The following is a 25,270-nucleotide window of genomic DNA, read 5'->3' on the forward strand; positions in this document are numbered from 1 at the left end:
CTTCGTAGTGCACGGGTCACCATGACGTTACAGTCCCCACTCCGGTTCCAGGTGCATCAGCCACTTGTAGTAGAAGTTCGACTGCATCCGCATGCTGTAGGTGGCCGTCAGCGGGATGAAGTAGCGCTTGCCCACGTAATTCGACAGCAGGGGGATGCTGCCGGTGGCCAGCATCCAGAGCACGGTCATCTCCGGCTGGTAGAGCGAGTTGTAGCCGCGCTGGTGATCCAGTCCCTTGACGGGCACCGCGCCCACCTCGCTCATCCCGCCCTTCTTGCTGGTGATGCGCGCGCCCGAGTCGGTCGTGGGCTTGTAGATGGCGCCGCCCAGGGTCACCCCCGCGTTGGCCGCCCACCAGGACGTGAAGATGATCCAGTTGGCGAAGGGCACGCGCAGCTCGTACCAGTAGCGCACCCGGATGCTCAGCACGGTGGCCTTGCGGTAGACCTCCTCGTCGTTGTCCGGCAGGGCCAGGTTGAAGAACTTGGCGATCTTCGACTCCAGCGACGGCACCTGCGGGTAGGTGTCCGGCCCGTCGAAGTCCAGCTCCTTCCAGCCCGCGCCCGAGCGCAGCTTCCACACGCTCTTGATGGGCGAGTACCAGGAGGGGTTCACCGTGTCGACGCGCACCTGGCCGAAGAGGTTGGAGCCGTTCACCGAGGCCGGCACGCTCGAGGTCTGCGTCGAGCCCGCCTTCGGATCATCGCTCTGCTTCTTGTTCGGCCAGGCCAGCAGTTGCAGCGCCTCGTCGTAGAGCTGCGCCAGCGCCCACGTCTTGCCCAGGTGGATCAGGTCATCCGTGCGGCCCATGGTGGGCAGCAGCGCGATGATGGCCGCGTCGTGCATGCGCTCGTTGTTGCCGTTCCACACGATGCCCGTGCGCGCCGCGCAGTACGCCGCGTACTCGGTCATCAACTTCGCCTGCTGCATCATCGTCAGCTGGATGAGACCCAGGCCCAGGAAGACCATCAGTGGGAGCACCAGTGCCGATTCGACCGCTGCTTGCCCTGATTCCCGGGACGGAGGGGAGTGTTCACTCATGAATACCGCCATCTAGCGACATTCATGCCACGGCGTGTATCGGTCAGGTGGCCGCCGGAGGAGAGTCCACCGGCGAAGCAACGTGTCAGGTATCCGGGACGGTTGACGCGGCGGGTAGGACAGGCAGGCAACCGCACTCTCGCGTCTTTGACACCTTCCATGACTACTGGATAACATCTGCGCCCGCTGGTGCCCTGGGCCCCCGCTTTGCAAACAGCTCCCGCACCACCGCATTCCCGCCCCCTGCGGGCGACCCCCCGCTTTTGGAGGTCCTCAAGACATGCTGAAGGGTAAGACTCCTCTGATCATCGCGCTGGGCCTCGGCCTGTTGGCTGGAATCATCGCGTGGTCCGCCATCAAGAAGAAGGAGGCGGACGTACGCCGGGGCTGGAATCTGGTGCCGGTGGTGGTGGCCACGCAGGATCTGCCCGAAGGGACCGTCATCACCTTCGAGATGATCAGCCAGCGGCAGGTGCCCGAGCAGTTCGTCACCTCGTCGGTGGTCAAGCCGGACTCGGCCAACTACGTGGTGGGCCAGAAGGTGCTCGTGGCGCTGCAGACGGGCGACCCGCTGCTGTGGAGCCAGTTCGAGACGACCAAGGCCGCCGAGCGCCTGTCCACCAAGGTGCAGAAGAAGGTGCGCGCCGTCACCATCGACTCGCGCGTCACCACGTCGGTGGGTGGCTGGGTGCGTCCCAATGATCACGTGGACGTGATCGGCACCTTCCGCGACCCGCAGACGGACGAGAGCGTGGCGGTGACGCTCCTGCAGAACGTGATCGTCCTGGCCACCGGCAAGGTGACGGGCACCACGAACGTGAACCTCATCCCCGAGTCCCAGCGCGAGTACAACAACATCACGCTGATGGTCATCCCCGAGGAGGCGGAGATCCTCACCCTGGCCTCGGAGCTCGGCAACCTCACGCTGTCGCTGCGCAACGAGGAGGACGTGGACATGATCGAGGAGCGCGGCCGCGCCACCATCACCACGCTCTTGTCGGGCGAGCGCACCCGCGTGCTCGAGCAGAAGCGCCGCGAGATCATCCAGATCATCAAGGGCAGCGCCTCGGAGAAGAGCGCCGTGGGCTCCTCGGGCACTCCCTGAGGCACCCCTTGATTCCTTCCTCCCCGCTGCTGGCCTCCCCCCGTCGCTGAAGGAAGTCCTCGCCCATGCTGGCCGGAATCGTCCTCCTCCTCGTCACCGGATCGGTCTTCTTCTTCAGCCTGGTGATCTTCACCGTGCTGGCGAAGGCCTACGAGCAGTACCAGGAGCGCTACGTCGTCAAGTCGATGAACGACTTGAGCGACATGTTCCTCTTCATCGATGCCCGTCAGTTGCTGGTGCTCAACATCGCCAGCATGTGCCTTCTGGGCATCCTGTCGTACATCATCTTCAACCCCATCCTGTGCGTGGTGTGCACCATCTTCGGCTTCTTCCTGCCGATCATCCTGGTGAAGCACTACCGCAAGCGGCGCATCAAGAAGTTCAACGTGCAGCTGGTGGACGCGCTGCAGGCCATGGCCAACGCGTTCAAGGCGGGCCTCACGTTCCCGCAGGCCATCGAGCACGTGGCGCGCGAGGCCCAGCCGCCGCTGGCCCAGGAGTTCGGTCTCTTCGTCAAGGAGATCAAGCTGGGCGTGCCGCTGGAGGAGGCCCTCATCAACATGGGCCGCCGGGTGGGCAGTGACGACCTGGAGCTGGTGGTGGTGGCCACCAACATCGCGCGGCAGCTCGGCGGCAACATGGCGGAGATGTTCGAGACCATCTCGAGCGTCATCCGCGAGCGCTTCCGGCTCGAGGGGAAGATCGACGCGCTCACCTCCCAGGGCAAGCTGCAGGGCTGGGTGGTGGCGGCCATGCCGGGCGTGCTCGGCCTGGTGCTCAACTACATGCGTCCCGACCTGATGGAGCCGATGATGGACCACTGGTTCGGGTATGTGCTGGTGACGATCATCGCGCTCATGGAAGTCATGGGCGTGCTCATCATCCGGCGCATCGTCAACATCGACATCTAAGGAACGACCATGAGCGATGCTCTCACCACGACGCTGATGGGCGGCTCGGCGCTGATGTTCGCGGCGTCCGTGGGCTTCTTCGGGTTCGGCGTCTACCAGAACTACGTCTCGCAGTTCGTGTCGGAGGTTCGCGACGAGTCGGCAGGAGGCGTCGCGGGCTTCAGCTCGGTCGCCATCCGCAAGCTCGGCGTGATGAACCGCCGCTTCATGTGGCCGAGCTACGAGAACAAGATGCGCCGCGCCCTCATCCGGGCGGGTGAGCCCCAGGCCTTCAAGCCCGAGGATATCATGGCGCTGCAGGAGATCTCCGCCGCGGTGGGGCTGGTGGCGGGGCTCATCCTGGTGAACGCCATCGGCGAGAACCTGGCCTGGGCGCTGCTCTTCCTGCTGTTTGGCATGTACTACCCGCTGATCTGGGTGAACGATCAGGTGAAGAAGCGCCACCTGCTCATCTCCCGGGCGCTGCCCTACAACCTGGACCTGCTGACGCTGTCGGTGGAGGCGGGCCTGGACTTCACGGGCGCGCTGGCCAAGGTGGTGGAGAAGGGCAAGGCGGGCCCGCTGCGCGAGGAGCTGCAGATCGTCCTCAAGCAGCTCAAGATGGGCAAGACGCGCGAGGAGGGCCTCAAGGCGATGATCGCCCGGGTGGACCTGCCCTCGCTCACCACCTTCGTCACCGCGCTCATCCAGGCGGACAAGATGGGCACCAGCCTCGGCAAGGTGCTGCGCATCCAGTCCACCCAGCTGCGCATCGACCGCACCCAGCGCGCCGAGAAGCTCGCCGGCGAGGCGCCGGTGAAGATGCTCTTCCCGCTCATCGCGTGCATCTTCCCCACGGTGTTCATGGTGCTCTTCGGGCCCATCGTGTTCCAGTTCATGTTCGGCGACGTCGGCAGCTAGTCCGCGCGGGGAGGACCTCCCGCGCGGACGGGGCTCATCCCCCGAGGCACTCCAGGGTCCGTCGGACCTGGACCCGGGGGGAAGCTCCATGCCCGGCCGGTTGACGGTCGACCTGGAGCGGACATCTGGCCATTTGGGGCTGGATTTCCAGCGCGACATCCAGTTCAAGGCCACCGAGCGGGCAGCCCCGGTGCCCGGCGAAATCAACCGGAGCTTTCCTCCCGGGGCGCATCGCTGTCACAATCTGGCGGCCGAGAAGGCCATCGAGCACGGGCCGTGACGCCCGTCTCCGTGTACGAAATGAAGCGGTGACTTCCCATGTCGAACGGTTCCCCTCCCACCCGTCGTCGCCCCACGACCAGTTCCTCGTCGGACGCCCCCTCGGGCGGCGCCGCGCGTCCGCGTCCCGCGGCGCGCAGGAGTCCCACCGCCGCCGCCGCGCCTCGTGCCCCCGAGCAGGAGCCCCTCCCACCGTCGGCCACGAAGCTGGTGTGCACCGCGGGTCCCTGCGCCGGTCAGGAGTTCGGTCTGGAGGATGGCGAGTACGTCATCGGCCGCGCCAACGACAACCCCATCTGCATCCCGGACTCCTCGGTGTCCCGTCGGCACGTGCTCATCCGGCGCCTGGGCGGAGGCTGGACGGTGAACGATCTGGGGTCCGGTAACGGCACCCTGATGAATGGCGAGCCCCTGAGCGAGGAGACGCCCCTGGTCTCCGGTGCCGTGCTCACGCTGGGCGACACGGAGCTCACCTTCAACGACGCCTCCAATGCCACGATGATGATGCCGATGCCCTCGGCACCGCCCGCGCGCCCGGCCCGCAGCCGCACCGCGGCCGCTCCGACGGCGCCCGCCGCGGAGGAGGAGGAGGGCAATGGGGAGGGGGCGATCGCCCCCCGGCGTCCTCCGCCCCGTCCCGAGTCGCGGGTACGCCCGGCCCGGGGCCGCGCGGCGGCGGCGGATCCCGAGGCGCAGAAGCGCAAGAAGCGCCTGCTGGTGATCTCCGCGTCCGTTTTCGTGCTCCTGGCGGGCGTGCTGCTCGTCATGAAGTTGCAGCAGCAGCGGCAGGCCGAGGCGCAGCGCCAGAGCGCCCAGGCCGCCCTGCAGCAGCGCGAGCAGATCGCCGGGCTCTTCCAGGAGGCCAAGAACCTCATCCGCGATGGCAAGTGGACCGACGCCAAGGCGCGGCTGCTGGAGCTCAAGGAGGCCGAGCCCGATCACCCGCAGGTGGGCGACTACCTGGCGCGCGTGGAGAAGGAGATTCCCAACCAGCTGGCGCTCGAGGCGGCCCGGACGGCGCTGGAGCAGAACCAGATCGGTCCGGCGTTCACCTCCCTGGCCAAGGTGTCCCAGGACACCCAGATGTTCGAGGCGGTGGGCTCGTTGCGCCGGGGGCTGAAGGACAAGGCCGACAAGCGCGTGGGCGAGGCCCTGTCGCTGCTGACGCAGAAGCAGTTGGATCAGGCCAAGGCCATCACCGACGACGTGCTCGTGGCCTTCCCGGAGCACCGCGACGCCAAGGTCGTCAACGAGCAGGCCGCGCGCGCCATCGCGGAGCGTGACGCGCCGCCCCCTCCGCCCACCCCCAAGGCGGTGCCCAAGCCGTGGGATCAAGCGGTGGATCGCTACCGCGATGGCGATCTGCAGGGCGCCATGGCCATGGCCAACGACTGCGCCGCCAAGGCCCCGCAGTGCAAGACGCTCACGAGCCAGCTGGCCGACTTCAGCATGCTCTACAAGCGCATGGAGGATCTGGACGACCGGGGCCTGACGCGCCTGCTGGACCTGGACCGGAGGATCACCAACGGCCGCGGCAGCAAGCTCGTCGCCGGGGCCGGCAAGCGCGCCGCCAACAACTATTACAAGATGGCCTCGTCGGCGAAGGTGTCCGGGCAGTGGGGCCGCGCGATGGACTATGCCCAGCGCGCCCTCCAGGCCGACCCGAGCAACACGGGCGCCGCCAACATCGTCAACGAGATGCGCCAGAAGGCGAAGGATGTCTACATGAGCGCCTACGCCATGAAGGACACCGATCCCGAGGAAGCGCTGCCCAAGTTCCGCGAGGTCATGACCATGACGTCGCCGGATGACGAGACGCACCAGAAGGCCAAGGGCTGGGTCGAGAAGCTCAAGCGATGAAGAAGCGGCGCGCGACGGGCGAGGCTCCTCCCGCCCCTCCGGCCGGGCAGGGAGATCTGTTCGGCGGGGCTCTTGTTCCCCTGGCTGCGTCGGCGGCGGAGGCCGTGGCGCCCAAGCCGCCCGAGCCTCCCGTGCGGCCCCCCGCGCCCGTGCCGCCCGCGGCGCTGGCGGACGTGTCCACGTCGCTGTCCCCGCTGCCCGGAGCGCCCGTGCGCCCGGCGGCCCCCACGCGCTCGGTGCTCACCGTGGGCGAGCTCACCCAGCAGATCAAGACGACCCTCGAGTCGCGCTTCCCCCGGGTGCTGGTGCGCGGCGAGGTGTCCGGCTTCCGGGGCGCCAACGCCCGCGGTCACCTGTACTTCACGCTCAAGGACGCGGAGGCGTCGATCGACGTGAAGATGTGGGCCTCGCAGGCGGCGCGGCTGCGCTTCCACCTGCGCGACGGGCTCGCGGTGGTGGTCGAGGGCAGCGTGGACCTCTACGCGCCCTCGGGGCGCTACAGCCTCATCGCCTTCAAGCTGGAGCCGGAAGGGGAGGGGGCGCTGGCGCTCGCCTTCGAGCAACTCAAGGCGCGGCTGGCCGCCGAGGGGCTCATTGGCGACAACCGCGTCCGGCCGCCCCGCCCGCTGCCCTTCCTGCCCCGGCGTATCGGCGTGGTGACGAGCCGCACCGGCGCGGCGCTGCAGGACTTCCTGCGCGTGTTGCACTCGCGCCACCCGCGCCTGTCCGTGCTGCTGTGCGACGCGCGCGTGCAGGGCGAGGGGTCCGCCGAGGAGGTGGCGCGCGGCATCGAGCGCCTGTCGCGCACGGACGTGGACGTCATCGTCGTCACGCGCGGCGGCGGTTCCAAGGAAGACCTCTGGACGTTCAACGAGGAGCGCGTGGCGCGCGCCATCTTCGCCTCGCCCGTGCCGGTGGTGTCCGCCATCGGGCATGAGATCGACTTCACCATCGCGGACTTCGTGGCGGACTGGCGCGCGCCCACCCCCAGCGCGGCGGCGGAGCGGCTCGCGCCGGTGCTGCAGGAGCTGGAGTACGGCCTGGCCACCTGGTCGGTGCGGCTGCGCAAGGCGGCCGAGCGCCGCGTCCTGGAGCTGCGCGGCGCCCTGGTGGAGGCGCGGAGCGGTCTGGTGGATCCCCGCCGACGCCTGTCCACCGAGCGGCTGCGGCTGGCGGACGCCGAGGAGGCCCTGACACGGCAGATGCGGCTGGTGCTCCGGCGGCACCGGGAGGATCTCCGGGCCCACACCGAGCACCTGCAACGCCAGCGGCCCCAGTCGCGGCTGGCCGAGCAGCGCGCGCGGCTGGTGCAGCTGTCCGCCCGGCTCAAGGACGCGCTGCGCGGGGACGTGGCGGCGCGCCGGGCCCAGTCGGCCCAGGCCCGCTTGCGGCTGGAGCGTGTCTCCCCGGCGGCTCGGGTGGCCGAGCTGCGCGCCCGGCTGGCCGAGCACAAGGCCCGCATGGTGGCCCTGGAGAAGGACGCGCTCGCCCACGCCCAGCGTCACTTCCAGGGGTTGGAGGGCCGGTTGGATGCCCTGAGCCCCCTCAAGGTCATGTCCCGCGGCTACGCCGTCACCGTCCGGCGGCGCGACGGGGGGGTGGTGCGTTCCATCGCGGATGTCCAGCCCGGCGAGCTGCTCGGCATCAAGTTCGCCAGCGCCGGGGCCAAGACGCTCCAGGGATGCGAGGAAATCGAGGCCACCGTGACGGCCGTGAAGGGTCCGGTGGATTGCTAACCAACCCCCCTCAGGTCCCTCTGGAACCCGGAGAAGGCCTCCTCTATAGAGTCCGCCGGCTCTTTCTCTCGAGGTGGACACGCCGTGGCGAAGGACAGCAGGGGCAAGGTGGCGGAGGCGGTGCCCGAACAGTACGGGGACGTGGTGCAGAAGCTCGAGGAGATGGTGGCCCGGCTCGAGGGCGGCACCCTCTCGCTCGAGGAGTCGCTCAAGTCCTTCGAGGAGGGCATCAAGCTGGTGCGCCGGGGTGAGCACCTGCTCAACGCGGCGGAGAAGCGCATCGAGGAGCTGCTGTCCGCGGATGGGCAGGACGAGGTGGTGGCGCTGCAGGCGGGCGTGAAGCCCCCGGGGGTGTCCCCGGCGCCCGCCACCCCCGCTCCGGCCCGGAGCAGCCCGGCTGCTTCCCGAGCGGCCACGCCCCCTCCCGAGGATGATGTGCCGTTCTAGTTTGTCCAGGGACGACGACCCCCCACCCCGGCCATCTCATGTCCAAGCCCAAGGTCACCATCGTCGACGATGACCGCGACACGCGCGAGTTGCTCTCGCTCGCCCTGGAGTCCGAGGACTTCGAGGTCAACGCCGCCGCCAACGGTCTGCGGCTCATCGCCTCCCTTCAACTCCAGCGGCCCGACGTCATCCTCATGGACGTGAACATGTCCTGGATCGATGGCTTCGAGTTGTGCAAGGCCGTCAAGAAGAACGAACAGTTCCGCGACATCCCCATCATCTTCATCAGTGGACGTGGGGAGCCCGAGGACAAGCGGCGCGGCACGGAAGCCGGCGCCGCGGATTATTTCGTGAAGCCCCTGGACCTGGAGGCGCTGATTCGCCGTCTGCGCCAGCTCCTTCCACAGCCCACGCCCGAGGTCACCTGACATGTCGTCTTTCGATCTGGATGCCTACTTGAACACCCAGCAGCAGCGGGTGGAAGCGCTGCTGCGCTCGCGCGTGGAGGAGCTGGGGACCCATGTGCCCCCCCGCCTGCTCGAGTCCATCCGCTACTCGCTGCTGGCCGGTGGCAAGCGGCTGCGTCCGGTGTTGTGCCTGAGCTTCGCCGAGGCCGTGCTCCAGCAGAGCGCCGTGCCGCGGGTGGTGGAGGACTGCGCGTGCGCGCTCGAGTTCATCCACACCTACTCGCTCGTGCACGATGACCTGCCGTCCATGGACGACGACGATCTGCGCCGGGGCGTGCCCACCAACCACAAGGTGTACGGCGAGGCGATGGCCATCCTCGCGGGCGACTCGCTGCTCACGGATGCCTTCGCCCTGGTGGCCGGCGGCCCCGAGCCGATGCGCGCCACGCTCTGCCGCGAGCTGGCCGTGGCCGCGGGCTCCTCGGGCATGGTGGGCGGGCAGGTGCTGGACATCGCCGAGGATCGGCCGGCCCACATCGACTACCTCACCCGGATGCACCGCCTGAAGACGGGCGCCCTCATCCGCGCCGCGTGCCGCATGGGCGTCATCGCCGCGGGCGGCAGTGCCGACGCGCTCGCCCGCGCGGACGCCTACGGGGACGCGGTGGGGCTCGCCTTCCAGATCGCCGATGACGTGCTGGACGTCACGAGCGACGCGTCCACCCTGGGCAAGCCCGTGGGCGCGGACGCCGCCGCCGGACGTCACACCTTCCCGGCGGTGCTGGGCCTGGAGGAGTCCAAGCAGCTCGCGGCGCGCAAGGTGGCCGACGCCATCGCCGCCGTGGCCCCGCTGGAGCCCCGCGCGGGTCCGCTGGCGGCGCTCGCGCACTACTCGGTGGAGCGCAGCTCGTGACGGAGCGGCTCCTGCCGCGCATCCACGAACCCAAGGACCTCCGGGCCCTGCCCGAGTCCGACCTGCCCCGTCTGTGCGAGGAGCTGCGGGAGGACATCATCGCCCTGTGTGGTCGCGTGGGCGGTCACCTGGGAGCCTCGCTGGGCGCGGTGGAGCTCATCGTCGCCCTGCACCGCGTCTTCCACTCGCCCCAGGACGCGCTCGTCTTCGACGTGGGCCACCAGGCCTACGCCCACAAGCTGCTCACCGGCCGGCGCGAGCGCATGGACACCCTGCGCCAGGCCGGTGGCCTCTCGCCCTTCCTGGATCCCCGCGAGAGCCCCCACGATGCCCTGGCCGCGGGTCACGCGAGCACCGCCGTCTCCGCCGCGCTGGGCATGCTCCAGGGCCGGCGGCTGCGCGGACTGTCCGGACACGCGGTGGCGGTGGTGGGGGACGGGGCGCTCACCGGCGGCCTCACCTTCGAGGGGCTCAACAACGCCGGGGGAATGCACCTGCCGCTGGTGGTGGTGCTCAACGACAACCAGATGTCCATCTCCGCCAACGTGGGCGCCATCCCCGCGCTGCTGCGCACGAGCGGAGCCCGGGCCTTCTTCGAGGGGCTCGGCTTCACCTACCTGGGGCCCCTGGACGGACACGATCTGCCCACGCTCCTGCACGCGCTGCGCGAGGCGCGCACCTCGTCGCGCCCGGTGGTGGTGCACGCGCTCACGCAGAAGGGCCGGGGCTTTCCCCCCGCCGAGGCGGATCTCCAGACGCGCGGCCACGCCATGGGCCCGTACGAGTGGCGGGATGGGAAGCTCGTGCGCTCGCGCGGGGGCCAGCGCACCTTCAGCGAGGCCTTCGCCTCCGCCGTGGAAGAGCTCATGGCGCGCGACGCGCGCGTGGTGACGGTGACGCCGGCCATGCTGGAGGGCAGCGCCCTGGTGCGGCTCCAGCAGCGCTTCCCCGAGCGCGTCTTCGACGTGGGCATCGCCGAGTCGCACGCCGTCACCTTCTGCGCGGGCCTGGCCGCCACGGGACTGCGGCCCGTGTGCGCCATCTACTCGACGTTCCTGCAGCGCGCGTACGATCAGCTCATCCACGACGTGTGCCTGCCGGGCCTGCCCGTGCTCTTCGCCGTGGATCGCGCGGGCCTGGTGGGCGCGGATGGCGCCACGCACCAGGGCACCTACGACGTGGCCTCGCTGCGGCCCATCCCCGGCCTCACGATGATGGCGCCGGTGACGGGCGGGGACGTGCCGGAGCTGCTCGCCACCGCGCTCGCGCTGCCGGGCCCCTCGCTGATGCGCTTTCCCCGGGGCACGCTGCCGGAGTGGCCGGCCGGACTCGCGCCCGAGCCGCCGGGGACGGGGCGGGGCGCGCGTTGGTTGAAGCGGGCGCGGACGCCGCGCGTATGCCTGCTCACCCTGGGGCCGCTCGCCCTGTCCGCGCTGGAGGCCGCCGCGGCGGAGCCGGATTGGAGCGTGGTGGACGCGCGCTTCGTCACCCCGCTCGACGAGGCGGCCGTGCTGGAAGCCGCCGCCTGTGGGCGTCTGGTGGTGGCGGAGGAGGGCACGACGCACGGGGGCCTGGGGAGCGCGGTGTTGGAGGTGCTCGCCGCCCGGCGCGTGACGGCCCGGGTGACGCTGCTGGGCATGCCGGATGTCTTCGTGCCCCATGGAGACGCGCGCGTGCAGCGGGCGCAACTGGGCCTGGATGCCGCGGGGCTGCGACGCGCGGCCCGGGCGTTGCTCGAGGAGGACGCACCATGAAGCCGCGCAAGGAGCGGCTGGACGTGTTGGTGGTGGAGCGGGGGCTCGCGGAGTCGCGCACCAAGGCCCAGGCCCTCATCCTCGCGGGCCAGGTGGTCGTCGGGGAGCAGCGCGTGGACAAGCCCGGCTCGCTGGTGCCCGTGGAGGCGGAGCTGCGGCTCAAGGGCGAGGTGTTGCCCTACGTGTCGCGGGGCGGGTTGAAGCTCAAGGCCGCCATCGATCGCTTCGGCCTGGACATGCGCGGCCGGGTGGCGGCGGACATTGGCGCCAGCACGGGCGGCTTCACCGACTGCCTCCTGCAGGAGGGGGCCGTGCGCGTGCATGCCATCGACGTGGGCTATGGGCAGCTCCACGAGAAGCTGCGCACGGATCCACGCATCCGCTCGCGCGAGCGCGTCAACGCCCGCTACCTCACCGCCGAGGATCTCCCCGAGCCGGTGGACGTGGTGGTCATCGACGTGAGCTTCATCTCGCTCACCCAGGTGCTGCCCGCGGTACTGCCCTTCCTCAAGCCCAAGGGCCTGTTGGTGGCGCTCGTGAAGCCCCAGTTCGAGGTGGGGCCGGACCGGGTGGGCAAGGGCGGCGTGGTGCGGGACGTGGCCGCGCGCCAGGAGGCCATCGACTCCACGGTCGCCTTCGTCCAGCGGCAGGGCCTCACGGTGCGCGGGGTGATGGACTCGACCGTGCCGGGCCCCGCGGGCAACGTCGAGGCGCTGCTCGTCGCGGACCGGCCCTGAGCCGCGCGGCGCGGGGGTTCAGCTCTCGGGCTCCTTCGGGGGCGGCTCTTTCGAGGGAAGCTCCTTCGGAGGGCCGTGGCGCAGGAAAAAGGCGGAGAGGAGGGCCAGGACCCCGGCGATGCCCAGGGTGAGGGTCGTGGAGACCTTCTCCGTGTTGGCGGACGCGAGCAGACACGCCAGGCCCACCAGCCACTGCGCGAGGTTGGCGAGGCGATGGAGCGACGGAAGCTCCATCCATTTGGCGAGGACCGAGACCGCCACGGGTCCGAGCAGCAGCACGGACAGCCAGGCCTTGTACTCCGTCGGGACGTTGGCCAGGTACACCGCCCAGACCAACGCGGCGCTGCCCACGGCCGAGCCCAGCCCTCCCAGGAGACCGTTCATGGGCCTGTCGGAGGCCTGATGCTCGCGGACCCGGGCGAGCATGGCGGGGGTCACCTCGAGCGCGAAGGGAAAGCCCAGCTCCTGCAAGGCCTCCAGGGCCGCGCCGCCCACCTGCCGTCCATCGGGAGTGGTCAGGGTGCACAGCCGCTCGTCCTCCAGCACCTCCAACAGCAGGTCCGCGCGGCTCCGCGGGGACTCGCCTGGGCCCAGGGGCAGCGAGAGTCCGTCCAGGAAGGACGCCACCTCGTCCGGCGGGACGTCCTCCGAGCGCAGTGCGCTCAGCCGCTCGAGCAGCGGAACGGCCTGGCGTCGGACGTCCGGCACCTCCAGGGAGGAGGGGAGGGACGGAACGTCCTCGGAAGTGGCGGTGGACGGGGTGGAGCGGAGGCGTTCCATGCCCCTCAGTCTAGTCATCACCCGGGCCCCCGTGGAAACAGGCGCCGGGCCGGTAGGATGTCCGCCCCTTTTCCCCGAGGTCGCTTCCATGAAGGCTCGAGTGCTGATCGCCCTGTCCCCCGTGTTGCTGTCCCTTCCGGTGCTGGCCGCCGAGCCCGTGCGCGCGGACCTCGATGGGGATGGCAAGCCGGAGACCATCACCGTGAAGTGGGACGTGGATCAGGGGGCCTTCACCCTCCAGGTGGGAAGCGCCAGCGTCCGGGCGAAGACCGAGGATCCCAACGAGGGCGGAGTGGAGGTCGTGGACCTGGACCGAGGTGACAAGTGGAAGGACATCGCCATCACCACGGGCCAGACGGACAGCGACCACCGCGTCTTCCTCTATGGCTTCGATGGCAAGACGCTCAAGCCCCTGGGCGAGGTCCACGCCCTGACCGAGGCCAAGGGCAATGGCATCATCCTCTCGGACTCGTGGATGGGCTTCTGGAACAAGCGGGAGAAGTACGTCCTGGACCGCCCGGCGTGGAAGATCCGCGCGGTGCCCCAGCCGCTCTACGCCGTGGGCGTCGAGTGCAAGGTGAAGCAGTCCTTCCCCATCGTCCAGGGCCGGGGTGACAAGACGCCGGTGGCCACGCTGGCGCAGGACTCGCGCATCCAGGTGCTCGCCGCGGACACCTCGGGGCGCCCGGGCGAGGCGTTCTACCTCGTGAAGTCCTCCACCGGGCTGTTGGGGTGGGCCTCGCGGGCGGACCTCGAGGGCAAGACCGAGGGCTTGCCCTTCGCGGGGTGAGTGTCCTCCTGGGGAAGGCCGCTCACCGCATCTGCCGGTACTGCTCCAGCGAGAAGGGCTTCACCAGCTTGCGGCCCGCGCGCATCCAGAGCGTGCCCGCGTCGTCCACGGCCCCGTAGAGGCTCAGGCCGCCGGGGATTTGATAGCGGTAGAGCAGGCCCTGCTCGGCCTTGTCCGTGGCGACGATCTCCACCGGGTAGGGGTTGGGGACGCCGGGCGCGCTGTTGAACATGAAGAACGCATCGCCCTTGCCAGGCTGGGCGAAGCGTCCCACCAGCGCGCCGGTGGGCGTGAGGGGCTGCTGATCCTTGTTGATGATCCGGCCCTCGGTGAGCGACTTGCGCGTCACGTCCATGAACCAGAATTGGTTGGAGGTGATGACCGCCAGGCGGTTGTTGCTGGCGTACGGAATCAGCGCGGCGAGAGCGCCCGGAATCGGATCGCTGATCCACAGCCGGGACTGGGGATTGGAGGCGACACAGGCGGGAAGGTTCGCCCCGAAGGCGCAGGCGCGAACGGTCGCCGACCCCTGTTGCTGCGTGCCCAGGTACATCACCGTGCCGGTGTCGTTGAACGCGGTCCAGGCCGCCTGGATGGGATTGAGTTCATCGATCTCGTACTGGGCGAGCTGCTTCCCGTTGGGGTCGGTGGTGGCGTAGTCCAGGACCACGACCCGGAGGTTGACGGTCTCGGTGTGCTCCTCGCGCAGGGGCACGAAAACCTTGCCCGCCTGGGTCCCACTGGTGATGTGGACGGGATCTCCCGCGGGCCGGCCGGGAAGAGGGTTGGCCGCTCCGGTGTACTCCCGGCTCCAGCGCACCTGTCCCTTGGGCGTGACCAGATAGAGGCCCGTGACGTTGTAGAGGAAGGCATTGCCGTCGGCGGCCACCACGAGGTTCTCCACGGCGCCGTTGGCCGAGTAGAGGACCTTGAAGTTCGCGTCGAGGGAGAGCAGGCCCCGGCCCGGCGTCCAGACCCAGCGGGTGCCCGTACCGGCCGGCTTGCGGTCGGTGATGAGCGTGGTCGCGTCACAGGGGAAGTTGATCTCCACGCGCTGGGGCGTGTTCGGGTTGTTCTTGTCCACCCGGTAGAGGTACGGGCGAGCGCCATCCATCGCGCAGCCGATGAACGACACGGAGTTGCCGCTGCCGTCGACGACGAAGTAGTCCGGCACCACCTGGCTGTTGGCGTTGGGCGGCTCCACCACCTCCTCCACGGGGAAGAACGTGGCGACCTGGCCCTGGGAGACATTGGTGCGTCCATCGGCGCAGGTGACGCGGGCGTTGAGCGACAGGGGCACCGCGAGGCCCAGCGCGTAGCTCAGCTCGGTGTGTGCCAGCTCCACCGGGGTGGGATTGCCGCCGTAGGGCACCTGCTTGATGAACGTGGTGTCGTTGAACAGCTCCAGCCGCTGCACCTGATCGCACCCGGAGGTGGAGATGGAGAGCTTGACGCTGCGTCCCACCGTGCTCGTCTCCTCCAGGTTCACGGTGACCTGGGGAGGATCCGGGATGGTGACGGGCGGAGGGTTGTTGCACGCGAGCGCCAACAGGGACACCAGCGCCGAGGCGGGCACTGCCTGACGGAGAGGGGAGTGGGCCATGATGGGGGCGCACTCTAGGTCAGGAGCACCCGCTCCTGTCAGGCCGGACCGCGTCAAACCTGGAGGGGCAGGTGGACGGAGAAGGTCGTGCCGCTCTGGACCGTCGATTGGACGCTGACCGAGCCGCCATGCGCGCGGACGATCTGATCCACGATGTAGAGCCCCAGGCCGATGCTCCGGCCCGCCTTGTCCACGCCCTGCCCGCCGCGCTGCAAGGGCTCGAAGAGCAGGGGGAGCAGGGCCGGGGAGATAGGCTCGCCCCCGTTGTGCACCTCGACCAGGGCCTGGTGGGGCCGCTTGCGGACCTGGATGTGGACGGGGCTGGGGGCGGGGCTGTACTTCACCGCGTTGCTCACGAGGTTGATGATCACCTGGGAGAGTCGGTCCGCGTCCCACTCGCCGGTGGGCATGTCGTCCATGTCGAGGAGGAACTCGCGCCCCGAATGCGCGAGCTTCACCTCCTCCACGGCGTGCCAGACGATGTCATGGAGCGCCGCGGGAGCGCGCTCGATGCGCAGGCCCCCGCCCAGCCGCGCCTGGGTGAAGTCGAGCAGGTCGCGGATCATCCGGTTGGCGCGCTCCGCGCTGGTCTGGATGCGCGCGGCCATCTTCGCCGTCTTCTCGTCCAGGTCCATGCGGCGCAGCATCAACTGCGTCGACATGAGGATGGCCGAGATGGGACTGCGCAGATCGTGGCTGACGATGCCGATGAGCTGCTGCTCGAGCTTGACCCGATCCCCGGCCGCGCGCTCGCGCTCGGTGCGCTCGCGGGCCAGCCGCACGGCGCTCTCGACGCGGGCGAGCAGCTCGGGGGCGTTGAAGGGCTTGACGAGGTAGTCGTCCGCGCCGGCCTGGAGCCCCTCGATGCGGGCCTCGGTTCCCGCGCGCGCCGACAACAGGATGAGGGGCACGGAGCGGGTGCGGGCATCCTCCCGGAGCTTGCGCAGCAGGCCGAAGCCGTCGAGCCTCGGCATCATCACGTCACTGAGCACCAGGTCCGGCATCCACTGCGGCATGAGGGCGTACGCCGCCTCTCCATCCTCCACCGTGCGCACCTCGCTGGAGCGCTGGAGCAGGGATTTGATGTAGCCGCGCATGTCCGCGTTGTCGTCGGCGATGAGGATCCTTGGTCTCGAGGGGAACTGGAATCCCTCGTCCCTGGATGGCGGGGCGGCGGGCTCGGCCGTGGTGACGGGCGCCGGGGCGGCGGGGCTTTCCACCGCGTCGGGCAACCAGCGCAGCGCCTCCTCGGCGAAGGCGGAACTCAAGGACTGCGAGCCCAGGGGTTTCTCGCGCGAGTCGATGCGGGCGGGATCCAGGTGGGCATGGCCGAAGGGCAGCTCGACATGGAACGCGCTGCCCAGTCCCTCCACGCTCTCCGCGCGCAGCGAGCCGCCCTGCAATCTCACCAACTCCTGCACCAGCGCGAGCCCGATGCCCGTGCCCTCGTAGGTGCGGCCCCGGGTGGTCTCCACGCGGTGGAAGCGCTCGAACAGCCGGGGCATCTCGGCCTCGGGGATGCCGGTTCCGGTATCCCGCACCGTCAGCCGAACCCGGCCCTCGAGCGGGGTGAGCCACACCTCGACGCTGCCCTTCAGGGTGAACTTGAAGGCGTTGGAGATGAGGTTGAGGACGATCTTCTCCCAGAAGTCGGTGTCCACGTAGACGGGCTCGGGGAGGGCGGGCGCCGTGACGAGGTACGTGAGTCCCGCCTGGGCCATCGCCGACTCGAAGGCACTCGCCAGGTCCACGGTGAGCTGGGACAGATCGGTGGGCCGGTAGCTGGCCTGGACCCGGCCCGCCTCGATGCGGGAGAAGTCCAGCAGGGAGTTGACGAGCTTGAGCAGCCGCAGGCCGTTGCGGTGGATGAGCTGCTGTCGCTGGCGCTGCCCGGCGGACAGCGGCTCCGTGAGATCCGCCAGCGAGTCCTCCAGCGGCCCCAGCATCAGGGTCAGGGGCGTGCGGAACTCGTGGGACACGTTGGAGAAGAAGGCCGTCTTGGCGCGATCGATTTCCGCGAGGGCCGCGGCGCGCTTCTGCTCCTCCTCATAGGCCCGGACGTTGGTGAGGGCGGTCGTCACGGTGCTGCCCAGCAGCTCGTAGAAGGCCCGGTAGCTCTCGTCCAGGGCGCGCCGCACGCTGACGCCCGCCACCAGGCACCCGGTGGGGGAGGCCGCGCCCACCGGCTGCAGGGGAATGAGCAGCGCCTGGTGGGGAGGCTCCTCGTAGGGCTCGCAGCTCCAGGCGCCGAACCGGCCGCGCAAGTCCACCGGCTCCATCCTCCGTGACTCCAGCACCCGGGCCAGCGGCCAGCACGGCTCGTCCGGGCCCCCGAGATCGAGCTCGGCCGGCCGGGCCACGCTGTCCTGCGCGAGCCCCGTGCCTCCGAGCAGCCGGGCATGCCGGCCGGTCTCGTCGAACTGGTAGTAGAGCAGGAAGGGCAGATCGAGCACGGACTCCCCGGCGGCCTGGCTCAGCCGCTCGCCCACCTCGGCCAGGGACTTCACGTCGCCGAGCCGCGCGGCGAGGTGTTGCAGCGCCTGGGTCCTCCGGGCGCTGAGCATCTTGTCGGTGGTCTCGGTGATGGGGTGGAAGAGGCCGCCGACGTTGCCCGACTCATCGCGGATGGGGCTGAAGGAGAAGGTCATGAACGCCTCCTCCAGGTAGCCGTGCCGGTCGAGGATCATGGGCAGGTTCTCGAGGTACGAGCCGGTGCCCGCCTGGGCTCGGTCGACCACGCCGCCGACCGCGGGGAGCGCCGAGGCCCAGCACTCGTTGAAGCGCTGCCCCATGGATTGGGGGTGTTTGGCGCCGCAGATGGGGCGGTAGGCGTCGTTGTAGATCTGCACGCGCTCGGGGCCCCAGGCGATCAGGATGGGGAAGGTGGAGGACAGGCAGAGGCTGACGGTGGTGCGCAAGCTCTGGGGCCAGGACTCGACGGGACCCAGGGGCGTGGCGGACCAGTCCATGGACCGGATGAGTTCGCCCATCACCCCTCCGCCCGACAGCCAGTCCATGAGGGAGGCGCGCGAGGTCTTCTCGCTGTCCGGGGCCGCCGCGAGGCCGGGTTGCGTCATGGGGTGCATCATAGCGGTCTACTCGCTCCGGACCGTGCCCGGGGGCCTGGTTGCTGGGGCGGGGAGGGATCCCATCTGGTAGGGAGGATGAAACCCTCCCCATGTGTTGGATTCAGGGCAGACGAGAAAGGAAGCGCTTTGTCCCGGGGCCGGTGGGGCTCCTACGTGGGGGCGTTGAATCATGAAGCTTGCCCTGACTCGCGCGGTTCGCCACGCTGGCCCCCCACGCGCTTCGACGGCATGATTTGGAGCCGCGCATGACGGCTGATGCTACGCTGGAAAATCGCTGGTCTTTTCACCCCTTAGGAAAGGACCAGGCACCATGGGGGATTCCTTGAGAGCGGAACTGGCGGGGCCTCGTGGCCGCGTCCTGGTGATTGGAGCACGAAAGGCCAACGAGGTCCTGCTCGCGCATTTGTCGCATGCGGGCTTCCAGTGGGTCATCACCGAGGACCTGGGCGAGTTGCCGCACCTGGCCGAGTCGTCGCGGCCGGACGCCGTGCTCGTGTCCGCCACGGGCAAGCGCGCCACCGAGGCGCTCGAGGCCATCCGCCGGGATGCCCGGCTGCGCGAGCTGAGGGTGCTGGCGGATCTCACCCGGACGCGCTCGGAGGTGCTGCGCAAGCTGCCTGCGGATGACTGGGTGCGCACCCTGGAGGAGCTCACCACGCGGTTGGACACGGCCTTGCGCGAGCGGCGGCTCATGGCGCGCACGCGCAACCGCATGGAGCGGCTCTTGGAGATCACCCAGGTGGCCACCAGCTCGCTGGAGCTGGAGGACATCCTGCGCCTGGTGGTGGAGAAGGTGGGCGCGGTCATCAACGCGGACCGCTGCTCGGTGGTGCTGGTGGAGGACAGCAACTCGCGCACCGCGAGCGTGGTGGCCACCATGGAGGACCCGGGCCTGTCGCTGGACGTGGACCTGGCGCGCTACCCCGAGCTGCGCCGGGCGCTGGAGACGCGGCAGCAGGTGTTGGTGGAGGAGGCCCAGCGAGATCCGCTCATGGCCGAGGTGCACCCCGCCATGGCGTCGCTCGGCGTGCGCTCCATCCTCGTGCAGCCGCTGGTGTGCCAGGACGAGCTGCTCGGAGCGCTCTTCCTGCGCATCTCCCACGGCACCGAGGGCTTCAACCGCGACGAGCAGGAGTTCGCCCAGGCGGTGGGCGCGGCGCTGGCCAACTGCATCCGCAACGCGCGCCTGCACACCAGCCTCAAGAAGAAGCGCGACGAGCTGGAGCTCGCCTACGTGGAGCGCTACCGCGAGCTGTCGGACGCCAACCGCCGCCTCAAGGACTTGAACCGGCTCAAGGACGAGATCATCGCGGTGTGCAGCCATGACCTGCGCGCGCCGCTGCAGGTGCTGCTGGGCCATGGGCGGTTGTTGCTCGAGGGCGAGCTGGACGAGATGCAGAAGCAGTCCGCCGAGGCGATGATCCGCCAGGGCCGGAAGATCCTCGGGCTGGTGGAGTCGCTGCTGGAGCGGGGCAAGGGGGACGTGGCGCGCCTGTCCATCGAGCCGCGCGTGCTGGACATCTCGGTGCTCTGCCGCGAGAGCGTGAGCGAGCTGGGCATCCTCTCCAAGGAGCGGGGCGTCGCGCTGAAGGCCGAGGCGCCCGAGCGCATGATGCTCATCGGCGATGAGCTCAAGCTGCACGAGGTGTTGCAGAACCTCATCACCAACGCCATCCACCACGCCAAGGACGCGGGGCAGGTGGTGGTGCGCGCCTCGCGGCTGGTGCGCCCGGACGGGGACGTGGCGCGCATCGTGGTGCAGGACGATGGCAAGGGCATTCCTCCCGAGGAGCTGCCGCTCGTCTTCGATCGCTACCGCAGCGGAGCCAAGGCGGGCGGTGGCACGGGGCTGGGGCTGGCCATCTGCAAGGAGTTCGTGGAGCTGCACGGCGGGGAGATCTGGGCCGAGGCCCCGCCCGAGGGTGGCGCCGCGTTCATCTTCACGCTGCCCCTGGCGCATGAAATCCAGCGCGCCGTGCAGAACCTGCCCAACAAGGAGACGACCGAGCAGCCGCGTGTCCTGGTGGTGGAGGACGAGCCGGAGATCGCCGCGGTGCTGGTGGAGGTGCTGCGCTCGCGCTACCGCGTGGACGTGGCGCGCGATGGCGCCGAGGGTCTGGCGCGGGCGCGCTCGTCCAGGCCGGACCTGGTGGTGATGGACGTCTTCCTGCCCAAGCTGGACGGGCTGGACGCGGCCGTGGCGCTCAAGTCCTCCTCGGACACGGCGGGCATTCCCGTCATCCTCCTGTCGGCCCATCAGGGCGTGGCCGACAAGGTGCGCGCGCTCAACCTCGGCGCGGTGGACTACATGAGCAAGCCCTTCAACGCGATGGAGCTGCTCGTGCGCACCGAGCGCGCCCTCAAGCTGCGCAAGGAGGAGAGCGAGCTGGAGCGCGCCGCCCCGAGCACGCGCCGCAGCGGCAATGATGTCGTCACCGGGCTCTATGACCGGCGCGGTCTGCTCCTGCGCCTGGATCACGAGGTGGGCCGGGGCCGGCGCTACAGCCGGCCGGTGAGCCTCGCGGTGCTCCGTCCGGACCGCCCCGTCGCCAACGAGTCGTTGGTGGGGGTGCCCCCGGTGATTCGCGCCCGGCTGCGCACCCAGGACATCCTCGGCCACATGGGGGATGGGGTGCTCGCCATCATCCTGCCGGAGTGCAATGTTGAAGCGGCACGCAATGCCATCGGCCGCCTGCTGCCCGATGTCGAGAAACAGACGCGGATGGAATACCGCTCGGCGGTGGCGGACGTGAGCCACGACAGCGAGCCGGTGGAGCGCATCCTGGAGCGGCTGGGGGCGCCGGCCCCGGTTCCCCGGTTGTAGAGCCCCCCTGCGTGGGCGCCGCCTCCGCGCTAGAATCGGAGGCGTGCGCCTCCCGCGAAACGCTGCCCGCGCCGTGCCGTTGCTGCTCCTCCTCGGGTGGGGGGCGGCCGCGGCGCCCGTTGCCGCCCGTCGGCCGAAGGTGGATCGCTCGGCCATGCGCGAGGCCACGTCCCCGACGTCCCCCGCGGTCGGCTCCGCGTCGTCCGCCAGCTATGCGCATGCCTTGAAGGCGAAGCTGCTGCACCTGGAGGGTCGGCATCAGGGCGCGGCGGACGAGCTGCGGCTGGCGCTGGCCACCGACGAGGCCAACCCCTATCTGCTCACGCGCCTGGGTGAGGAGTACCTGCTCCTGGGAGAGCTGGAGCGGGCGGAGCGGGAGTCGCGGCGCGCGGTGGAGCTCCAGCCCCGCTACTACGAGGCGCGGCTGATGCTGGCGCGCGTGCTGAAGGAGGCGCGCAAGCCCCAACTCGCCCAGCAACACCTGCGCCGCGCCATCCGGCTCAAGCCCCGCGAACCGGAGGCCTACCTGCAACTGGCGCAGCTCCATCTGGAGGCACGGGCCCACGACAAGGCGGTGAAGGCGGTGGAGGCGCTGGCGGCGGCGCTTCCCGGCGAGGTCTCCGGCTACCGGCGGCTGGGGATGGCCCTGGCCGAACGGGGAGATGCCGTGCGCGCCGAGCGGATGCTCAAGCGGGCGCTGGAGCGCGACCCGGGCGACCTGGAGGCGTTGATCACGCTCGCGCGGCTCAACGAGAAGGCCGGGCGCCTGGCGGCGGCGGAGGAGTATCTGGCGCGGGCGCTGGAGCGCGACCCGGACAACGCGGCGATGTTGGAGGGAGCGGGGCGGCTCGCCCTGCGGCTCGGCTCGTCGGTGCGGGCCCGGGCGTATTTCGATCGGCTGCTGGCGGACGCGGGGGATCCGGAGCTCACCGTGCAGGTGGCGCTGCTGTTCCTGTCCGCGCGGGACAACCCCTCGGCGCTGGAGGTGCTGGACGCGGCGCGTGGGGGCCGGGGCGCCTCGCCGCGCGTGTCCTTCTACGCGGGCCTGGTGCACGAGCGCTTGCGTCACTTCGAGCAGGCGGCGGCCGCCTATGCCGAGGTGCCCGATGGCTCGGTGCTGGCGGCCGATGCGCGCTCGCGCCGCGCCCTCTGCCTGTCCCAGGCGGGACGGCACGCGGAGGCGCTGGCCCTGCTCGCCGAAGCGCTCGAGGAGAATCCCGAGGACACGGGCCTGCGCATCCAGCAGGCCCGGGCCGTGGAGCGCGGTGGGGAGCCGGAGCGCGCGGTGGCCCTGTTGCGCGAGGCGCTCGGACGCAAGCGGACACCGGAGTTGCTGGAGGCGTTCGCCTCGACCCTCAAGCGCCAGGGCCGCCCCGGCGAGGCGCTGGCCGCGCTGCGCGAGGCGATCTCCCAGGCCCCGGAGGACGCGGCGCCGCGCTACGTGCTGGCCACGGTGTTGCTGGACATGGGGGACGTACCGGGCGCCCTGTACTCGATGCGCGGCGTGCTGCGGTTGGAGCCGGACCACGCGGCGGCCATGAACTTCATCGGCTATCTGCTCGCGCAACACGGCCGGGACTTCGCCGAGGCGGAGCGGCTGGTGCGGCGCGCCTTGGCGTTGCGTCCGGACACGGGCTCGTTCCTCGACTCGCTGGGGTGGATCCACTACCAGCGTGGCGACTACCCGAGCGCGGTGCGGACCCTGGCGCGCGCGGCGGAGCTGGAGCCCGAGGAGCCCGTCATCCTCGAGCACCTGGGGGATGCCTACCAGCGGGTGGCGCGTCCGGAGGCGGCGGCGGAGGCCTGGAAGCGGGCATTGGATGTGCTGGAGCGGATGCCGGAGGCCGCCGACCCCGCGGATCAACGCGCGCTCATCGAGCGGAAGCTGAAGTTGCTATCCACTGGTGCGGCGGGTCGCTAATCTCCCCGGCAGCCATGGCGCGCTTCGACGAGGGGTTCTTCACCAGCAGGGATGGGCTCCGCCTCTACTGGAGATCCGATCAGCCGGAGCAGCCTCGTGCCCACGTGGCCGTGGTGCACGGCTATGGCGATCACATCGGCCGCTACCTGCCGACCATCGAGGCGCTCACGGGGCAGGGCTTCGCCGTGCACGGCTTCGACTACCGCGGCCACGGCCGGGCGGACGGGCGCCGGGGCCATTGCGATGCGTGGCCGGACTACCTGGACGACTTGAACGCCTTCTGGGAGCGGGTGCGCGCGGCGGCGGGTGGCGGCAAGCTCTTCCTGCTCGGGCACAGCCACGGGGCCTTGATGTCCGTGCACCAGTGGGCGAGGGGCGGGCTGCAGGGGCTGAGCGGAATGATGTTGTCCTCGCCCTTCTTCAAGCTCGCCATCACTCCGCCCCCGGTGAAGCTGCTGGCGGCGAAGATATTGGCGCGGGTGCTGCCGTGGGCGCCCCTGCCCACCGAGCTCAAGCTCGAACAGCTCAGCCGGGACGAATCGGTGCAGCGCGCGGCGGGCGCGGATCCGCTCTACGGCCGGATCGTCACCCCGCGGTGGTTCATCGAGTCGGCGAAGGCCCAGGCACGGGTGCTGGCGATCGCGCCGGGCCTCCAGGTGCCGCTCTTGCTCTTCAGCGGAGCGGAGGACGGCGTGGCGAAGGTGGAGACCGGACGCGCCTTCTTCGATGCCGTGGGCTCCCGCGACAAGGTGTACAAGGCGTATCCGGGGATGCGTCACGAGCCGCTCAACGAGCTCGGGCGCGAGCAGGTCTTCCGGGACATCTGCAACTGGATCTCCGAACGTCTCTGACGTAGGTTGGAATCTCACAGCCGAGGCTTCACCGCATGGCACAGGGCGATCAAACGGGCATCATCGGCAAGGGCATCGTCATCCGGGGCAATCTCACCGGGGGCGGCGATCTGATCATCGAGGGACGGGTGGAGGGGCAGATTGCCCTGAAGAACCACCTGACCATCGAGGGCACCGGCAAGGTGCAGGCGGACATCCGCGCCGAGGAACTGACCATCAATGGCGAGGCGAGTGGCAACATCGACGCCTCGGGGCGCGTGGCCATCAACGCGTCGGCGAAGGTGGCCGGAGACATCAAGGCCCCGCGCGTGGTCATCGAGGATGGAGCGGTGTTCAACGGCTCCATCGAGATGGACGTGAAGTTGCCGGACGACATCTAACACGGGCCTCGCGGCCAACAGCATGCCTCTCGGGAGGGGTGGACAACACTCATGGCGAATACGGTCATCGGTTCGAGCATTGTCATCGATGGGGAGATCTCCGGCGACGAGGACCTGGTCATCCAGGGCACCGTGAAGGGGAAGATTTCCCTCAAGGAGAGCCTCTACGTCGAGGGCAGCGGCGTGGTCGAGGCGGACATCGAGACGCAGAACGTGGAGATCGCCGGTCGGGTCACGGGCAACATCGCGGCCTCGGACAAGGTGGAGCTCAAGACGGACTGCCGCGTGGTGGGCGACATCCGGGCGCCGCGCATCCTCATCGCCGACGGAGCCTCCTTCAAGGGCAACGTCGACATGGACATCCCGAAGGAGCGCTGATCCTTGGCCACCACGAAGGAACTGGCCTCTGGGGCCAACGTCAACAACACCGTGGTGGGTCCCTCCATCCTCATCAGCGGCAAGCTGACGGGTGATGAGGACCTGACCGTGCGTGGCCGGGTGGAGGGGGAGCTCACCCTCAGCCGGACGCTCATCGTGGAGCCCACGGGCGTGGTGAAGGCGAACGTGGCGGTGAAGAACGCCATCATCAGCGGCGTGGTGGTGGGCAACATCAACGCCACCGAGAGTGTGGAGCTCACCCGCGAGGGACGCATGGTGGGGGACATCCACTCGCCGCGCGTCATCATCGTGGACGGGGCAAGCTTCCGCGGCCGCGTGGACATGGGCGAGGTGGAGCCGGGCCGCGAGCCCGCCGAGCGTCCCGCCCTGCCGCGTCCGGCCGCCGTGCGCACACCGCTGCGTCCGGGCACCACCGTGACGCGTCCCGCCCTGCCGGGAGGCCGTCCCACACCGCCCCCCGCGGCGACTCGTCCCGCGGCCACCCCGCCGGCCCGGCCCGCGCCGCCACCGGCTCCGGTGTCCCGGCCCGCGCCGCCTCCGCCG

General features: G+C 69.9%; 22 protein-coding genes. 18 read left to right on the forward strand and 4 right to left on the reverse strand.

Annotated features, from left to right (window positions below):
* Positions 1-27: 27 nt before the first annotated feature.
* Positions 28-1,053: a TadE/TadG family type IV pilus assembly protein gene (locus D187_RS27345; protein ID WP_002624349.1), complete on the reverse strand. Its 1,026-nt coding sequence runs from the start codon at positions 1,051-1,053 to the stop codon at positions 28-30.
* Positions 1,054-1,321: 268 nt separating this feature from the next.
* Between D187_RS27345 and cpaB the strand changes: the two genes are divergently transcribed.
* The 11 genes from cpaB (at position 1,322) to D187_RS27395 (ending at position 12,090) form a co-directional block, all read left to right on the forward strand.
* On the forward strand, positions 1,322-2,146 hold the full coding sequence (gene cpaB / locus D187_RS27350; RefSeq protein ID WP_002624350.1) for a Flp pilus assembly protein CpaB: 825 nt from the start codon (positions 1,322-1,324) through the stop codon (positions 2,144-2,146).
* A gap of 65 nt (positions 2,147-2,211) precedes the next feature.
* Entirely contained in the window at positions 2,212-3,057 is an 846-nt protein-coding gene (locus D187_RS27355) for a type II secretion system F family protein (protein WP_002624351.1), read from the forward strand.
* Positions 3,058-3,066: 9 nt separating this feature from the next.
* On the forward strand, positions 3,067-3,957 hold the full coding sequence (locus tag D187_RS27360) for a type II secretion system F family protein (protein WP_002624352.1): 891 nt from the start codon (positions 3,067-3,069) through the stop codon (positions 3,955-3,957).
* Between the two features lie 88 nt (positions 3,958-4,045).
* Positions 4,046-4,237 carry a hypothetical protein gene (locus tag D187_RS55515; RefSeq protein WP_002624353.1) on the forward strand — a complete coding sequence of 64 codons (192 nt, stop codon included), beginning with the start codon at positions 4,046-4,048 and terminating at the stop codon, positions 4,235-4,237.
* Between the two features lie 38 nt (positions 4,238-4,275).
* Positions 4,276-6,096, forward strand: a complete 1,821-nt coding sequence (locus tag D187_RS27365) for an FHA domain-containing protein (RefSeq protein WP_043431688.1) — start codon at positions 4,276-4,278, stop codon at positions 6,094-6,096.
* Positions 6,093-7,832 carry an exodeoxyribonuclease VII large subunit gene (xseA, locus tag D187_RS27370; RefSeq protein ID WP_002624355.1) on the forward strand — a complete coding sequence of 580 codons (1,740 nt, stop codon included), beginning with the start codon at positions 6,093-6,095 and terminating at the stop codon, positions 7,830-7,832. Before D187_RS27365 ends, xseA begins: the two co-directional genes overlap by 4 nt.
* 84 nt (positions 7,833-7,916) lie before the next feature.
* Positions 7,917-8,279, forward strand: a complete 363-nt coding sequence (gene xseB, locus D187_RS27375; RefSeq protein WP_002624356.1) for an exodeoxyribonuclease VII small subunit — start codon at positions 7,917-7,919, stop codon at positions 8,277-8,279.
* A 38-nt stretch (positions 8,280-8,317) separates the two neighbouring features.
* On the forward strand, positions 8,318-8,707 hold the full coding sequence (locus D187_RS27380; RefSeq protein WP_002624357.1) for a response regulator: 390 nt from the start codon (positions 8,318-8,320) through the stop codon (positions 8,705-8,707).
* Between the two features lies 1 nt (position 8,708).
* The gene (locus D187_RS27385; RefSeq protein ID WP_002624358.1) at positions 8,709-9,599 is read left to right on the forward strand and encodes a polyprenyl synthetase family protein; all 891 of its coding nucleotides are present in this window, start codon (positions 8,709-8,711) and stop codon (positions 9,597-9,599) included.
* Entirely contained in the window at positions 9,596-11,353 is a 1,758-nt protein-coding gene (locus D187_RS27390) for a 1-deoxy-D-xylulose-5-phosphate synthase (RefSeq protein ID WP_002624359.1), read from the forward strand. The genes D187_RS27385 and D187_RS27390 overlap by 4 nt, the downstream gene beginning before the upstream one ends.
* Entirely contained in the window at positions 11,350-12,090 is a 741-nt protein-coding gene (locus D187_RS27395; RefSeq protein WP_002624360.1) for a TlyA family RNA methyltransferase, read from the forward strand. The genes D187_RS27390 and D187_RS27395 overlap by 4 nt, the downstream gene beginning before the upstream one ends.
* A gap of 18 nt (positions 12,091-12,108) precedes the next feature.
* Here D187_RS27395 and D187_RS50445 read toward each other — a convergent pair whose 3' ends face one another.
* Positions 12,109-12,870 (reverse strand): hypothetical protein, encoded by a 762-nt coding sequence (locus D187_RS50445; protein WP_002624361.1) that lies wholly within the window; start codon positions 12,868-12,870, stop codon positions 12,109-12,111.
* A gap of 88 nt (positions 12,871-12,958) precedes the next feature.
* Between D187_RS50445 and D187_RS27405 the strand changes: the two genes are divergently transcribed.
* Entirely contained in the window at positions 12,959-13,660 is a 702-nt protein-coding gene (locus D187_RS27405; protein WP_043431689.1) for a hypothetical protein, read from the forward strand.
* Between the two features lie 22 nt (positions 13,661-13,682).
* On the opposite strand, the gene D187_RS27410 is transcribed toward D187_RS27405, so the two are convergent.
* A complete protein-coding gene (locus D187_RS27410; protein ID WP_043431690.1) occupies positions 13,683-15,263 on the reverse strand; it encodes a hypothetical protein in 1,581 nt (526 codons plus the stop codon).
* Positions 15,264-15,316: 53 nt separating this feature from the next.
* On the reverse strand, positions 15,317-18,340 hold the full coding sequence (locus tag D187_RS27415; protein WP_002624364.1) for an ATP-binding protein: 3,024 nt from the start codon (positions 18,338-18,340) through the stop codon (positions 15,317-15,319).
* 322 nt (positions 18,341-18,662) lie between these two features.
* Here D187_RS27415 and D187_RS27420 point away from each other — a divergent pair, with 322 nt between their 5' ends.
* From D187_RS27420 to D187_RS27445, 6 genes are all read left to right on the forward strand, one after another.
* The gene (locus D187_RS27420; protein ID WP_002624365.1) at positions 18,663-21,176 is read left to right on the forward strand and encodes an ATP-binding protein; all 2,514 of its coding nucleotides are present in this window, start codon (positions 18,663-18,665) and stop codon (positions 21,174-21,176) included.
* A 43-nt stretch (positions 21,177-21,219) separates the two neighbouring features.
* On the forward strand, positions 21,220-23,097 hold the full coding sequence (locus tag D187_RS27425; protein WP_043431691.1) for a tetratricopeptide repeat protein: 1,878 nt from the start codon (positions 21,220-21,222) through the stop codon (positions 23,095-23,097).
* 14 nt (positions 23,098-23,111) lie between these two features.
* The gene (locus D187_RS27430; RefSeq protein WP_002624367.1) at positions 23,112-23,948 is read left to right on the forward strand and encodes an alpha/beta hydrolase; all 837 of its coding nucleotides are present in this window, start codon (positions 23,112-23,114) and stop codon (positions 23,946-23,948) included.
* Between the two features lie 35 nt (positions 23,949-23,983).
* A complete protein-coding gene (gene bacN, locus D187_RS27435) occupies positions 23,984-24,328 on the forward strand; it encodes a bactofilin BacN (protein WP_002624368.1) in 345 nt (114 codons plus the stop codon).
* Between the two features lie 51 nt (positions 24,329-24,379).
* Positions 24,380-24,706 (forward strand): bactofilin family protein, encoded by a 327-nt coding sequence (locus D187_RS27440; protein WP_002624369.1) that lies wholly within the window; start codon positions 24,380-24,382, stop codon positions 24,704-24,706.
* 3 nt (positions 24,707-24,709) lie between these two features.
* Positions 24,710-25,270, forward strand: a 561-nt coding sequence (locus tag D187_RS27445) for a bactofilin family protein (RefSeq protein WP_051256566.1), incomplete at its 3' end; no start/stop codon positions are given.

This window comes from Cystobacter fuscus DSM 2262 (assembly GCF_000335475.2).
Classification (GTDB): Bacteria; Myxococcota; Myxococcia; order Myxococcales; family Myxococcaceae; genus Cystobacter; species Cystobacter fuscus.